General features: G+C 59.0%; 22 protein-coding genes and 1 pseudogene. 21 read left to right on the top strand and 2 right to left on the bottom strand.

Annotated elements, in window-relative coordinates:
- Positions 1 to 66 precede the first annotated feature (66 nt).
- From IM760_RS14700 to IM760_RS14690, 3 genes are all read left to right on the top strand, one after another.
- Positions 67 to 765 (top strand): hypothetical protein, encoded by a 699-nt coding sequence (locus IM760_RS14700; protein WP_204430732.1) that lies wholly within the window; start codon positions 67 to 69, stop codon positions 763 to 765.
- A 465-nt stretch (positions 766 to 1,230) separates the two neighbouring features.
- Positions 1,231 to 1,719 (top strand): hypothetical protein, encoded by a 489-nt coding sequence (locus IM760_RS14695; protein WP_204430731.1) that lies wholly within the window; start codon positions 1,231 to 1,233, stop codon positions 1,717 to 1,719.
- Positions 1,720 to 1,734: 15 nt separating this feature from the next.
- The gene (locus IM760_RS14690) at positions 1,735 to 2,145 is read left to right on the top strand and encodes a VOC family protein (RefSeq protein ID WP_204430730.1); all 411 of its coding nucleotides are present in this window, start codon (positions 1,735 to 1,737) and stop codon (positions 2,143 to 2,145) included.
- A 76-nt stretch (positions 2,146 to 2,221) separates the two neighbouring features.
- Here IM760_RS14690 and IM760_RS14685 read toward each other — a convergent pair whose 3' ends face one another.
- On the bottom strand, positions 2,222 to 3,211 hold the full coding sequence (locus IM760_RS14685; protein WP_204430729.1) for a LysR family transcriptional regulator: 990 nt from the start codon (positions 3,209 to 3,211) through the stop codon (positions 2,222 to 2,224).
- Positions 3,212 to 3,235: 24 nt separating this feature from the next.
- On the opposite strand from IM760_RS14685, the gene IM760_RS14680 reads away from it, so the two are divergent.
- From IM760_RS14680 to map, 17 genes are all read left to right on the top strand, one after another.
- The gene (locus tag IM760_RS14680) at positions 3,236 to 3,766 is read left to right on the top strand and encodes a DMT family transporter (RefSeq protein WP_204430728.1); all 531 of its coding nucleotides are present in this window, start codon (positions 3,236 to 3,238) and stop codon (positions 3,764 to 3,766) included.
- Between the two features lie 48 nt (positions 3,767 to 3,814).
- A complete protein-coding gene (locus IM760_RS18920) occupies positions 3,815 to 4,210 on the top strand; it encodes a VOC family protein (protein ID WP_239549865.1) in 396 nt (131 codons plus the stop codon).
- 15 nt (positions 4,211 to 4,225) lie between these two features.
- Positions 4,226 to 4,855, top strand: a complete 630-nt coding sequence (gene catB / locus IM760_RS14670) for a type B chloramphenicol O-acetyltransferase (protein WP_204430727.1) — start codon at positions 4,226 to 4,228, stop codon at positions 4,853 to 4,855.
- Positions 4,852 to 5,394 carry a GNAT family N-acetyltransferase gene (locus IM760_RS14665; protein WP_338021405.1) on the top strand — a complete coding sequence of 181 codons (543 nt, stop codon included), beginning with the start codon at positions 4,852 to 4,854 and terminating at the stop codon, positions 5,392 to 5,394. The genes catB and IM760_RS14665 overlap by 4 nt, the downstream gene beginning before the upstream one ends.
- Positions 5,395 to 5,641: 247 nt before the next feature.
- Positions 5,642 to 5,860, top strand: coding sequence for a hypothetical protein (locus IM760_RS14660; protein WP_204430726.1), 219 nt, complete (start codon positions 5,642 to 5,644; stop codon positions 5,858 to 5,860).
- A 27-nt stretch (positions 5,861 to 5,887) separates the two neighbouring features.
- A complete protein-coding gene (locus IM760_RS14655; protein WP_204430724.1) occupies positions 5,888 to 6,436 on the top strand; it encodes a hypothetical protein in 549 nt (182 codons plus the stop codon).
- A 281-nt stretch (positions 6,437 to 6,717) separates the two neighbouring features.
- Complete coding sequence (locus tag IM760_RS14650) at positions 6,718 to 7,053, top strand: hypothetical protein (RefSeq protein ID WP_204430722.1); 336 nt, start codon at positions 6,718 to 6,720, stop codon at positions 7,051 to 7,053.
- Between the two features lie 93 nt (positions 7,054 to 7,146).
- The gene (locus IM760_RS14645; protein WP_204430720.1) at positions 7,147 to 7,665 is read left to right on the top strand and encodes a YcxB family protein; all 519 of its coding nucleotides are present in this window, start codon (positions 7,147 to 7,149) and stop codon (positions 7,663 to 7,665) included.
- A 72-nt stretch (positions 7,666 to 7,737) separates the two neighbouring features.
- The gene (locus IM760_RS14640; protein WP_204430718.1) at positions 7,738 to 8,232 is read left to right on the top strand and encodes an NUDIX hydrolase; all 495 of its coding nucleotides are present in this window, start codon (positions 7,738 to 7,740) and stop codon (positions 8,230 to 8,232) included.
- A complete protein-coding gene (locus IM760_RS14635) occupies positions 8,229 to 8,795 on the top strand; it encodes an AAA family ATPase (protein WP_204430716.1) in 567 nt (188 codons plus the stop codon). Before IM760_RS14640 ends, IM760_RS14635 begins: the two co-directional genes overlap by 4 nt.
- A 104-nt stretch (positions 8,796 to 8,899) precedes the next feature.
- Positions 8,900 to 9,271 carry a hypothetical protein gene (locus IM760_RS14630; protein WP_204430714.1) on the top strand — a complete coding sequence of 124 codons (372 nt, stop codon included), beginning with the start codon at positions 8,900 to 8,902 and terminating at the stop codon, positions 9,269 to 9,271.
- Positions 9,272 to 9,645: 374 nt separating this feature from the next.
- Complete coding sequence (locus IM760_RS14620) at positions 9,646 to 9,969, top strand: hypothetical protein (protein WP_204430710.1); 324 nt, start codon at positions 9,646 to 9,648, stop codon at positions 9,967 to 9,969.
- 77 nt (positions 9,970 to 10,046) lie between these two features.
- Entirely contained in the window at positions 10,047 to 10,475 is a 429-nt protein-coding gene (locus IM760_RS14615) for a hypothetical protein (RefSeq protein ID WP_204430708.1), read from the top strand.
- 151 nt (positions 10,476 to 10,626) lie between these two features.
- Positions 10,627 to 11,082: a GFA family protein gene (locus IM760_RS14610; protein ID WP_204430706.1), complete on the top strand. Its 456-nt coding sequence runs from the start codon at positions 10,627 to 10,629 to the stop codon at positions 11,080 to 11,082.
- A gap of 39 nt (positions 11,083 to 11,121) precedes the next feature.
- Entirely contained in the window at positions 11,122 to 11,598 is a 477-nt protein-coding gene (locus tag IM760_RS14605) for a GNAT family N-acetyltransferase (RefSeq protein WP_204430704.1), read from the top strand.
- 48 nt (positions 11,599 to 11,646) lie between these two features.
- Positions 11,647 to 11,853 (top strand): ParD-like family protein, encoded by a 207-nt coding sequence (locus IM760_RS14600; protein WP_204430702.1) that lies wholly within the window; start codon positions 11,647 to 11,649, stop codon positions 11,851 to 11,853.
- A complete protein-coding gene (gene map, locus IM760_RS14595) occupies positions 11,846 to 12,637 on the top strand; it encodes a type I methionyl aminopeptidase (RefSeq protein WP_204430700.1) in 792 nt (263 codons plus the stop codon). Before IM760_RS14600 ends, map begins: the two co-directional genes overlap by 8 nt.
- Here the strand turns inward: map and IM760_RS14590 are convergent.
- Complete coding sequence (locus IM760_RS14590; protein WP_204430698.1) at positions 12,620 to 12,946, bottom strand: nuclear transport factor 2 family protein; 327 nt, start codon at positions 12,944 to 12,946, stop codon at positions 12,620 to 12,622. The genes map and IM760_RS14590 overlap by 18 nt on opposite strands.
- Positions 12,947 to 13,039: 93 nt before the next feature.
- Here IM760_RS14590 and IM760_RS14585 point away from each other — a divergent pair.
- Positions 13,040 to 13,231, top strand: a pseudogene (locus tag IM760_RS14585) (hypothetical protein); the annotation flags it as partial.

Here is a 13,231-nt window from a genome sequence, read left to right as displayed (position 1 = left end):
ACGCGCGCCGCTTAATTCAGACTTTAGGTGACTTTCGTGCACGCCTTCCTTCAGTGGTTACGCAATATGCAGACCGCCTACCAAGTCCATCTTGCAGGTCTGTTCTTTATCGCTATTTTTATGTTGGCGGTATTTGTTTTTCCAGATTTTAAGGTTGCGCATCAGGTTTTTTTGTTCCTCGCGTCGCTGGCGTTTGCTATCGGCTTTTCGATATGGTGTTGGCCTACAGCTAGGAAAGTTTGGAGGCACCCTATTGGTAAGGCGCTTACTGTTATACTCCACCTTTTCGTTCTCTTGTTTGCGGCAATACTCGCTAGAAACGTTGTAGCTTCAGCGTTAGGCCTTCCGCCGCAAGATTTCGACGTGTCAGTTAGTTTTATTGCTCTTGTATTTTATATCCCGGCATGGTCGATAGTCGTATCAATTATCGTAGGGGTTGTCGCCTTCTTTTTGTCCTTCATCGGTCTCTTGATTGGTATGTTTAATCGACCTTTCAAAGAAACAGCCAAGCTCTTCGGGCACGCTGCCGGTGCTTTGGCAATTTGTGTCTATTCTTCCTCTGTTTTTGACTTTGCAAGTAACAATAAAAATTTTCTTTACCCGCTTGTTCGATGGGTGGCTTTTCTGGGGGACTTCCAAAACGCCGAGGCTTATCCAGGAGTCGGTGCCACAGAGCGGATTCGGTTCCATGAAAATGGAGTTATCTCTATTGCCACGGTAGAAGACAACACCGTGGTCATTCAAGTGCGAAAATATGACCTTTAATCCGTCATCTGGCTATGTAAAGCCACCAGGTTGTTTAGTAAAGGCAACTGGCTGACGGGCTGATACCTAAGGCTGGAATGAGGTCGATGCCAGTTGTTCCGCAGGTCCTCCACAAATCGGCCTGTTATACCGGCGTTAGCCCCGGCAAGTGGCGCGGACGGATTAGCCCTTGGCACGCTTGAATGAAGCCAGCCGCCAAGATATGGCGTATTTCTTGGCCTTTTTTTAACCTGGGGGTCTGTTTTCGGTGGCCATGCGATGGGTAGGTGGTAGCCATTCAGCCCGCCAGAGAAAATCTGTGGACACACAAGCCGAAATAAACTTATGCGGTTATGATGGTCCGGTTCCTGGGAATTCCCACGATCGTTGACTTTGCGATTAGGTCGCGTTTTTAATTTGAGCCCTGGGTGGCTCGGAATAATGATTGTTAACATTGGAGGGGTTGTGAGGATAATTATATTCATTGTGCTGGTGTCGATGTTTGGATCCGCTTCGGCTCAATGGGAACTGGATGAGTCAGTGGACGCCATGACCGATGAGGTTTCCAGGAAAGCGTATGTCGCTTCCGAGGATGGTCATGCCTTCGTCGTGGTACGAAAAAACGATGGCAAGGTGTGGGGCTACCTGATGCTCCCGGAGGGTGAGTTTTTCAAAATCAATGACGCCGTGATGTTGCGAGTGGATAAGAATAAGCCAAAGAATTTTGACGACAGATTGCAAAGAGAATTTGGCGTCGCTTCCTATGAGTGGAAACCGGACCTCTTGGGATTTCTCATTTGGCATGGTAAGGCCGGTGAGGGGTGTGGTCTTGTCGGTGAACTGTTGAAAGGGGATGAGATGGTGATTCGCTACCACCCCAGAGAGTCAACGCTCAAGGATGTGAGGTTTGATATTTCGGAAAATAGGAAAGCCGTCAGGGCGGGGCTTTGGCTGGAAGAGGGCCAGTGTGAATAGGCGATAGGAACTTCAATGGACATTCAATGCATTGCCGGCTTTGCCGTGATCACGAAGCAGCCCGATGCCAGCGCATCGCTGTACCAGGACACCCTCGGTCTGCCGCTGGAGCGGCAGGAGGATTACCGGTTCATGGGCGGGTTCCCCGGAGCCAGGCACTTCGGGGTGTGGCCATTGAGCATGGCCGCCCAGTCCTGCTTCGGGCAGGACCAGTGGCCTGCGCATGTGCCGGAACCCACCGCCACCATTGAGTTCGAGCTGGCGGATGCCGCCGCCGTGGAAGCGGCGGTGCGAGAGATGAAGGAGAAGGGACAGGTGTTTCTCCATGAACCCCGCACGGAGCCGTGGGGGCAGACGGTCGCCAGGTTCATGAGCCCCGAGGGCGTGTTGGTGGGGCTGAGCTACGCGCCGTGGCTGCATGAATGAACGTCTGGGAATGGACGTGGTGAGCCAGGTGGACTATCCGGCCCTCGGAAGAAGGAAGCCCCATGGCATTTCTGGCTCAGCTGGAGCAAGGCCCGGACCCTTGGTCTCCAAGCGTGGTGACGATGGTTTGCCGTAACCAGTTGTGCGCCGGGTCGCTCTCCCGTCGAGAGTGCCACACCATGGTGAAATCAAAGGGCGCGATCGGGAAGGGCGGAGTAAAGACCTGAAGCCGTGGCTCTTCCAGAAAGAGATCGAAGGTGCGGCGCGCCGCTGTCAGAACCAGATCCGTATTCGCCATCAGTCGGCCGGCGACGCCCCAATGGGGCAGGGACAGGGCCACCCGGCGGCTGACACCTTCCCGGCTCAGCGCGTTTTCGATTTCATTGTTCTCACTGCTTTGCATGGCCACCAGCACGTGCGGCCGGGCCAGCCATTGCTTCCTGTTGAGGCGGCCACTTTTCGGAAGGGTGTCCTTGTCCGCGGCACAGGCAAAGCGTTCGGTGAACAGCGCGTGGGTCCGTAACTCGTCCGGCAGGTCCTGGGGGAAGACGCCGAAAGCCAGGTCGGCGGTTCCTTCGTGAACGCTGGCGAGCATGGAGGTCCGGCTGCCCTGCACGATTTCAAGGTCGATGCCCGGGGCCTGTCCTCTCAACAGCCGGGCCAGGCCGGGCAGAATCACGCCGGCGCCGTAGTCCGACATGGCGAGCCGGAATGCGCGTTTCGCCTGGGCCGGTTCAAAGGCGGGTTGCTCGATCAGCGCGCCGAGCTGATCGAGCGCTTCGGTCAGGGGTTGCAGCAGCTCACTGGCACGGGCAGTGCGTTCCAGCTTGCCGGCGCGACGCACCAGCAAGGGGTCGTCAAAAATCTCCCGCAGGTTGGCCAGGGCGTGGCTGACCGCCGGTTGGCTCTTGTGCAGGCGCAGCGCCGCCCGCGACACGTGTTTTTCAATCAGCAGCGCGTGCAGAGTGACGAGAAGGTTGAGATCAATACGCCTCAATATATTCATCTCACGAATAGTATTTAATAAAAATTGTGATTTCAATTCGTTCAGGGAATCAGTGACCATGGCCCTGTCTTAGGGCTTTTCAGGATGCTCGCCGTGAATGTTTCTATTGCAGGTCTGGCGCTTGCCGCCGTGGCGGTGGTGGCCGGTGCTCTGGTGCCGCTTCAGGCAGGCAGCAACGCTGAACTGGGCCGGGCGCTGGGCCACCCGCTTTGGGCCACACTGGTGTCGCTCGCCGTCAGCGCGCTGATCGTTGTTCCGATCCTGGTCGCGACCCGGGCGCCGCTGCCGGTCCTGGGGGAACTTGGGCGCTTGCCTGTCTGGGTGTGGTTTGGCGGGGTCGCCGGTGCGGTCTATGTCTCGTCCGCGCTGATACTGGTGCCGCGTGTCGGCGCCACCAGCTTTATTGTGTGCGTGGTCGCCGGGCAGTTGATCGCTTCCCTGCTGCTGGATTACTTCGGCTGGATGCACCTGCCGGTGAGAGAGATCGGCGTCGGGCGGCTGGTGGGCGTGGCACTGGTGCTGACGGGCATGCTGACCGTGCAGTGGTTTTCCCCGGTCACGCCGACAATCAAAGGCACCGCCGAGGTGACCGTAAGTGCTCCCGAGCCGCGCTGAAGCGCTACAATGGCACTGAACCGGTCATCGTTAACGCAGGGAGAGAGCATGTTCGACCATATCTATACGTACGCCAAGGATTACCCGGCGACCAAGGTCTTTTACGAGGCGGCGCTTTCCGCCTTGGGATACTCGATCCAGGCGGAGTTCGTGGCGGAATGGAACCAGGACTTCCCCACCCAGAGGCGGTGCGGGTTCGGCAACAACGGCAAGCCTTCCTACTGGATCATCGAAAGCCGGGAAGCCGTTACGCCAAGGCATCTGGCGTTCGCCGCCGCCTCCCGTCGGCTGGTGGATGATTTTTATAAGCAGGCCATGGCATCCGGCGGCGCGGACAACGGCAAACCCGGTCTGCGCCCCTGGTATCACGAAAATTACTACGGCGCCTTTGTGATCGATCCGGACGGAAACAATATCGAAGCCGTCTGTCATACACCGGCGTAGAGGACAGGCGGCGCCATGAGCAACTATTTCGAGAGCCCTTTCAAGGGCAAGTTTCTCTCCGATCAGATCACCAACCCGAACATCAGGGTCGGCCGTTATAGCTACTACTCCGGCTATTACCACGGCCATTCTTTCGATGAGTGCGCGCGTTATCTGTTGTCGGATCGTGACGACGTGGACCGGCTGATCGTCGGCAGCTTTTGTTCCATCGGGTCCGGGGCATCCTTCATCATGGCCGGCAATCAGGGCCACCGCTACGACTGGGCGACCGCCTTTCCTTTCTTCTATATGCAGGAAGAGCCGGCGTTCGCCGGCGCAAGCGACGCCTTTCAGCGCGCCGGCGATACGGTCATCGGCAGCGACGTGTGGATCGGCTCGGAGGCCATGATCATGCCCGGCGTCCAGGTCGGCCATGGGGCGGTCATCGGCAGCCGCGCCCTGGTGGTCAAGGATGTGGAGCCCTGTGCCATCGTGGGTGGCAACCCGGCGAAGCCGATCAGAAAGCGGTTCTCCGAGGCGGAGATTGAGATGCTGCTGGAGATGGCCTGGTGGGACTGGCCCCTGGAGCGCATCAAGGAGGCCATGCCGTTGCTGTGTTCGTCCGATATCGCCGGCCTGTACGGCTTTTGGAAAAGCCGGCCGTGAGCGACATCATTCAGCCGGAAACCCGGCGTTTGCGACTGCGTCAGTGGCGCACCGGTGACCGGGACGCCTTTGCCGATATGTGCGCCGATCCCGAGGTGATGAGGTATTTCCCCGCCACCCTGGACCGCGCGCGCAGCGACCTGATGGCGCGAGCGTGCGAACAGTTGCTCGCCGAGCGAGGCTGGGGAGTATGGGCGGTGGAGCTGCTGGAGAGTGGCGCATTCATCGGCATCGCCGGCCTGAACATCCCCGATCCGGATTTGCCGTTCTCACCCTGTGTCGAAGTCCTCTGGCGCCTGGCCCGGCCATACTGGGGGCAGGGTTATGCCACGGAAGCCGCCGAGGCCGCCCTTCGGGTGGGCTTCGACCAGCTTGAACTGGACGAGATCGTGTCCTTCGCGGTGCTCGGCAATCGCCGTTCCCGAGCGGTGATGGAAAGAATCGGCATGGCGGATACAGGTCGGACTTTCGATCATCCACGGTTGCCCGAAGCCAGCCCTTTGCGGGAACACTGCTTATACACCATCTCACGGCCTTAAAAACCTGCCGCGCTTACAGCCCGCATTTGTCATGCGCCCGGGTTTCTGGTTCTATCTGCCCATACAAAAATGAAGAAATGCCGGCCTCTTCGGGTGGTTTCGAGCCTGACTGCGGCTGCTTTTATAAGAGGGTAAAGCGGTGAGAGGTGTTCTGTTCGTGGGGCTTTTGCTGTCTTGTAGCGGGCTGGTTCACGGGTTGGAAGTGACCACATTAGAGTACGAGTCCAATTCCGATGATATCTATAAGATGAAAGACGGCACCGTTTTCGAGAAGACTGGCTACGGGTATATCGGTTATTTCGGCTATAACCCGGATGTGATTTTTCTCGATGATCGGACGGTTTGCATGAGGGGTGAAATTTACTCCTACAGAATGCAGAAAGAAGGGGCGCACTACCATTACTCCAGGAAAACCTATTTCGGCCGGGAGGCCTATGCCAAACTCAGGAAAACGTGTGGCGACTGACACTTTGTCATCGATATGGGGCGGATCTTGAAGAACCGTCTGGTAGACCCCTCTTGGGTCACAGTGATGGCCTGGGTACTCATTGGGCTGAGTGCGATTAGCGTCCTGATTGCGACTTTTCAAAGCGCTTTGTTCTTTTCTTTTTTTTCGTTGTCGGAGCTGCAGCAGGCTCTTCAGGAAAACTTGAAGGGCGAGAAGGCGACTGAGATGGCGTCTTTCATCGTTTCGAGTTTGCACTTCGTGCTTCCCACATTTTTCGTGGCCTCCCTGGCCCTCTTCATCGGCGCGGTGGGCTTGCTCAGGCGTCGGGGTTGGGCTCGCATGATGTTGATCGGAATCTTTGTGCTTGGCATTGTTTGGAGCATCGCGGTCTTCGTCTTTCAGCAGGTCCTGATCGGGCTTCTCTTCCCGTCGGGCGCGCCTCTGGATCCGCACATAGACGCCGAGGCCATGCAACTGGTGGCGCGAGTTGCTAGCGGGCTCGTAATGCTCGTCTTGATCGGTATCCTGGGTGGATTGATCGGGTGCTTGCTCTCCGCTCGCGTAAAGGCCGAGTTCGAACCTGAATCTGAATGACTTGCCCCTCCAGCCACGGGCTGGGTTTTCAAGGAGGAATGATGATGTCTTTTCCCCGGCGTGCGGCTCCGCTTTCCTGCGCTTTGTCCGCCTGTGCTCTGGCCCTCACCCTGATGGCTGGGTGCTCGGACTCGGCCTCGGAGGCCGGCTCGGAGCCGGCGCCCGAGTCCTCGCCCAAGGCACCGGCCGATACGACAATCCAGGAACCGGCGGCCCCTTCCGGGGAGACCACCGGAGGTGACGGTTCAGCGATCACGCTCAATGTCCTGGCGGCGGAAGATATGCGCCAGGCGGACCTGCCCGGCGAACTGGGCTGCCAGTTCACCACGGAGGACGGCGAGGTGCTGTTGATCGCCATGGGCAATGTGGCGTCGTCGGAACCGGCCCGGGGCGTGGTCAAGGTGGCCGGCTACGTGGAACCGGTGTCGGCGCCGGGCGGCTTCGACGGCATCACGGACTCCCCGACGTTCAATGGCAAGGGCAAGACGGTTCGCATCCAGGTCACCGGCGAACCTACCGAGGGCGGCGAGTCTCCGCCACGGCCGGCCACTTTGACCTACGACCGGGCCGATGGCGCGCAGCGGGCCTGGCCGGGCGAGTGGCGGTGCGGGCCTTAGCGTGCCCAAGTCCGGGCGCGGTTTTTTCCGGGCAAAAGGGGTGCTCTAGCCCCACAGAGAGGCCTTTTGGGCGCAGGTAGGGGAACAAAATCAATGAGTTATGATGGTCCGACCCCGGGGGCTCGGGCGGTTTACCGGATTTCCAGGCAAGACTACATCGCGGCGGGCCGGCTGTACGCCCGGCCCACCCGGAAACTGCTGGTCATTTCGGCCTCGATTCTCGGTGCCTTGGCGGTGGTGGCCTGCTTCGTGCCTCCCACGGTGGCCGGTGCCATTGTCGGCGGTATGGTCGGCTGGGTTTTGTTCTTTTCGGCCGTGCAGTTGTTCTTGACGCCGCTGATGCTGGGGCGCCATTACGACAACTATAAGTCGATGCAGGAAGAAGAGTTCACGGTGGAAATGAAGGACGAGGGGCTGCTGCTTTCTTCCGCGGACGGCGGCGGACTGACCCGCTGGGACACGATCTACAAATGGCGTAGGAACGACCAGTACATACTTATCCTTATTATGCCGAAACTCTTCTACGTGATTCCGACGTCCATCGGCGACCGTGGCTTCGATCTTCCCCGGCTCCTTGAGGCGTTGCGGAGTAATGCGCCGGAGATCAAGTAGCCTCCCGCTGCCCGCCGCCGATCCCCGGACCTTGCCTGAACCCACCGCCCTTTTCGTTGGAGCTTGAGAAGAATGCACGTACGTCACTGTTCCAGACTCATGGTTCTGGACGAGCGGAATGCCTTGTTGCTGTTCCAGTATCAGGATGAACATACGTCGAGCCCTTTCTGGGCCACGGTAGGCGGCGAACTGAAGCCGGGGGAGTCCTATTTGGAAACGGCCAGCCGGGAGCTGTACGAAGAGACCGGTTTGCGCGAGGAGATCGGGCCACTGGTGATGGAGCGCGAGGCGGTGTTCGCCGTGGCCCGTTCGCAGCCGGCACTGTGGCGGGAGCGTTATTACCTGGTGCGCTGCCCAGGCGCTGCGCGGGTGTTCGCGGCGGATTGGACCGAGGAAGAAAAGGCCACCATCCAGCGATGGAAGTGGTGGTCGCTGGAGGCAATGCGGGCCGAGGGCCCCCAGTCTTTCAAACCCGAGAACCTGGCGGATCTTCTGGCGGATATCATCAAGGATAAACCCGCACCATGGATCTCCCTGGCAAAGCACGAACATGGAGAGCAAGGATGAACCAAGCCTTCGTAATCACCGGAGGGCCCGGCGGCGGTAAGACCACCCTGCTGGAGGCGCTGGCGGAGCGAGGCTATCGGGTGGCGCCCGAGGGCGCCCGGCGGATTATCCGCGCCCGGCTGGCGCAAGGACTGTCGCCCCGGCCGGACCCGGCCGCCTTCGCCCGGGAAATCCTGGCCTCGGACATGGAGCAGTACCGGGCCGTCCAGGCTCTCGACGGCGTGACCTTCTTTGATCGCGGCGTGCTGGACGCGCTTTACATGCTTGATCAGGCCCGCGCCATTACGCGGGAGGAAGTGGACGCTCTGGTCCGGCGCTTTCCCTACAGCAACATCGTGTTCCTGCTGCCCCCCTGGGAGGCCATCTACGGCACCGACGCGGAGCGGGACCAGAGCTTCGAGGAGGCGGTGGAAGTGTTCCAGGGAATGAGCCGCTGGTACACGCAGTGGGGCTACCGGACAGTGGAAGTACCACGGGTTGCCGTGGCGAACCGCATCGCCTTTATTCAAAAAATCATCGGACCGGATTCCACCCAAGCCGGGTTTACAGGTGTTGACTTGTGAAGCCGGTCACGTCTTTAATCTGCCCCGGGCGTTTTGCCTGGAAATCAGATTTGGTCAGGCCTTAAAAGCACGGCTTGGCCGCCAAGGGTAGATTGGGGAGAAAAATGAAAATAGTTGGTGGGAATTTTGGGGTGAGTGGCTCGGCGTCTGTCAGCAACAATGACACGCTGGTGATCAAAGGCGCGAACAAAGTGACCTATCGCGCGGATCAGGTTGCGTCAGTATCAGCCCGTGTGGTCAAGGAAAGAAAGTTCGGTGTAGTCGGATTTATTATCGGCCTGCTGCTTTTTAGTGTGCTGCTGGGGCTGCTGTTGAATGTGATCGGCGTGATTATCGCCATCGTCCTGGCGGTCGCCGGCTCGTTCTACTCGAAAAAACGCAATATCGCCGAAGTCCGATTCAACGACGACCAGGTGGTGGTCCTGGAGTGCAGCGGTAGGGAGATCAAGCGGCTGTACCTGTTGTACCGAGGTTAGAAACAGGGCCGCGCGGTCTGGCGTTGCTGGCGAAAGAACTGCTTGAACCGGCTGAGCGGGCCGAGTCCGGTGACTTTCCCCACAATCATTATTTCACCGAACAGTGGGGTGGCTACCAACTATCTTCGGAGCAACAGTCGGAAAAAGACCGGTTTGTAAACCACGTCAAGATTTATGGTTGGCCCACCAAAGAAGGTGGCAAACCTTATCGTTAGCCGGGGGCTCCATCTCTTGATGCTGTCTTTTCAGGGGCTCGCCGGTATCGGAGCGAACCTTGCCGCTTTAGAATTTTCGTAAAGCAATGCGCATGGTCTGGCTCTGGGATTTGGTCGTGGACTTATTCAAAAGGGGGGGGGCGGATGATCGGAGAATTGATGGACTACGAGCCTCTTTCCCAGGTCTGGTTTGTGCACGATTATATTCAATTGCAGTTTCAGGACCGCACCCTGACCATCCTGAATGAGCCCCGGCTTCATCTACCGTCCGGAGAAGCCCTGGCGCGGTGTGACAGCGGCTTCTGCGATAACCTGCTGCTTCAGATCGGTGAGAGTATCGAGGGTGCCGTTCTTGAGAAGCAGTCCCATTTCACTCTGCAGTTCAGCTCCGGCGTGGTTTTGAATGTCCCTCTTACCCGTGATGCGGCGCGGTGCGCCGAAGCATTGGAGCTGCCCGGTGCCTGGATTATTTTCAACGAATAATGGAGCACATGTAGGCGCAGCGGTAGCGCGGGACCGGCCCATCAAGTGGTTCAAGAAGATTGTAGGAGCAGGTTTCATTGTTCACTTCGGTTATACAGGAAGAAGTCTCCGGCTGCGGCATTGCCTCCGTGGCCAATATCCTCGGTAAGAGCTATGTGGAGATGAAGGCCATCGCCAACGGCATGGGCATAGAGGCGGAGGATGAACGTCTTTGGTCGGATACCCGCTATGTGCGGCGAATGCTGTCGCGGTTTGGCGTCGAGACGTCTGACAATGAGCTGCCTTTCGAGTCTTGGGATAGTCTGCCGGATTGCGCCTTGCTGGCGATCAAACATCACCGGGAGGGTGGCCGCGATTTCTGGCACTGGGTGGTGTTCCGTCGCCAGGACGGTAGGGTGGCGGTGCTGGATTCGGCGGCCTACCTGCCGAAGAACGTTCGTACCGATTTCGAGTCGATGCAGCCGACCTGGTTTATCGCGGTGCGGCCGATTCAAGGGCGCCCGTGAGACTGATTCTGGAGCGAGCCAGGCGCCGCCATGCGAAAAATGACGGGCAGTCATGGCTGAAGAGCCGCCACGACAATCCCGCAAGCGGTTCCTGATATTTCTCTGAGAATGGTTATGATGGCTTCTCCACCCAACAGCGAGGTCCATCGTTATGTCGGACGTTTCCTCCAGCGCCAAGGGGCGCTGCCGTTGCGGACGGGTTGAATTCGAAGTCCATGCCCGCCCTCTGGTCACCATGGCCTGCCATTGCACCGGTTGTCAGCGCATGTCCTCCAGCGCGTTCAGCCTGAGCGCGCTGTTTCCCGGCGAGGCGTTCAGCGTCACGCGGGGGGAGCCGGTAATCGGTGGCCTGCACGGCGCCACGCGGCATTTCTTCTGCGATTACTGCATGAGCTGGCTGTTCACGCGCCCGGAGGGCGTGGGCGATTTCGTCAATGTGCGCTCGACCATGTTTGAGAACGCCGCCGACTACCGGCCCTTTATCGAGACCTTCACCAAGGAAAAGCTGGCGTGGGCAAGCACCGGCGCCACGCACAGCTTTGACGGCTTCCCGCCCGAGGATCGGTTCCCCGCTTTGCTGAGCGAATACGCGAGCCTGTCGGAGTAGAGCGCTTTGCGTTTAATGGCGGGTGGGAAAGGAACGGTTATGAAAAACCTGGAGTTCGTCGCGCTTGACCGGGTCGAACCGGAAGCGCTCCTCGGCCTGATGAACCAGGAGCCACTTCGCAGGCATTTGGTGAATCATGCCTATTTCGATTCGGCCGGTATCAGAGGCTGGGTGCAAGAAAAGCTGGCTGTGGACGCGCTGCCCGGTTGCCGGGTTCGCGCGATTCGTGTGGATGGGAACCTGGCGGGCTGGTGCGGAATTCAGCCGGACGACCATGGGTTCGAACTGGCGATTGTGTTGTCCCATAAGGCCTGGGGGCTCGGAATAGCCGTGTTCAGGACCCTGATGGACTGGGCCAGCGAATTCGGCCACGAGGACGTGGTTTTTCATCTTCTCGGTAGCCGACCCGAATACCGGTCGCTGGCCAGAATGGCTCACAAGGTGCACGGGAGCGAGCTGTCGGGCCGGCGTTTCACGACCTACCATTTGGCGGTGGAGCGCCCTGTTGCCACCTGAGGTTTTGCTATATATGATCCATATACGTTTCATATATAGAGCCAGTCCATGGGCATCGTAAAGATCAACGACGACCTCCACGAGGAGATCCGCAAGGCCAGCTCGGTGATGGTGCGTTCCATCAACGCCCAGGCCGAGTTCTGGATCAAAATCGGCATGCTGGCGGAGGCCAATCCGGAGCTGTCTTTTTCCGGGATCGTGCGCGAGCAGTTGAAACTGGCCGAGGTGGATATCCGGCGGGTGGCCGGTGGCTGACGCGATTCTGAAGACCGAGGCCGAGCTGGCGCTGATGCGCGAGTCCGGGCGGCTGCTGGCGTCGGTATTCGCGTATGTGGACGGTTGGATGGCCGCGGGGCTCTCCACCCTGGAGATCAACGACCGGGTGGAGCGTTACATCGTCGATGAGCTGGGCGCCCGCCCGGCCAGCAAGGGGCAGTACGGCTTCGAGTATGTGCTCAATACCTCGGTGAATCAGGTGGTGTGCCACGGGGTGCCCTCGGCGAAGAAAATCCTCAAGGCCGGCGATATCATCAACGTGGACATCACCCTGGAGAAGGGGGGCTTTATCGCCGACTCCAGCAAGATGTATCTGATCGGCAAGGTCTCGCCCCACGCGCGGCGGCTTGTCGACGCCACCTATGAGGCTATGTGGGCCGGCATCCGCGCGGTCCGACCCGGCGCCACCCTCGGTGATGTGGGCCTCGCGATTCAGGCCCACGCGCAGAGCTACGGTTATTCCGTGGTCCGCGAGTATTGCGGCCACGGCATCGGCCGTGAAATGCACGAAGCCCCGCAGGTTCTCCATTACGGCCAGGCCGGCACCGGCATCGTGCTGCGCGAAGGCATGACCTTCACCATCGAGCCGATGATCAACCAGGGCAAGGCGGCGGTGCGCACCCTGCCCGATGGCTGGACCGTGGTCACCCGCGACAAACGCTTGTCCGCGCAATGGGAGCACACCATCGCGGTGACGGCGGACGGCTTCGAGGTGCTGACGCTCCGGGACGAAGAGCGCTTTCGGTTAGCCGATGGCGAGTGACTGAATCCTGCCGTCGCGCAGTTCGAAGACGTAGCGCAACACCGCCGGGCTACCGGGAAAGTTGCCCGAGACCCGGGCGCGCACGGTAACGGTTGCCTCATCGTCTTCCATTTCCAGCGGTTCCGCCGTATAGCTGTACTTCTTCTTGGCTTCGATAAACCAGTTTCTGATCTCGGTGATCCCCCGGTGGGTCCGCTTTTCGTCATGCACACGCGCATCGGTTGCGAAGCAGCGTTCCAGTGACGTGCTGTCTTCCTTGTTGCTCAACTCAAAAAAAAGAGCAATTGGGGCGGGGAGTGGTATGGCCATGGTCGGTTACCTGGGCGATGACTGGGAGGCCTTGAAGTTTGGTCATGACGTTTCCGTTCATCAAGAACGCACTAGAAAGTAAGTGGGTTACCTATGGGTAAGGAATACACACCGGAAAGCGCGGCAGCGGATGTGGCGGCGGCACTGAGCGTGCTGGAGGGGCGCTGGAAACTGATTTTGCTTTTTCATCTTTTTGGCGGGCAGGTGCGGCGCTATTCCGAGCTGGAAAAAAGGGGTATCCGGATTATCTGGTTGGTATGCGAGAGAGAAAGGTGGCCGACAAAC

Origin of the sequence: Alloalcanivorax marinus (assembly GCF_016906305.1) — a bacterium.
GTDB lineage: Bacteria > Pseudomonadota > Gammaproteobacteria > Pseudomonadales > Alcanivoracaceae > Alloalcanivorax > Alloalcanivorax marinus.
This window is presented reverse-complemented; position numbering and strand designations above follow the sequence as displayed.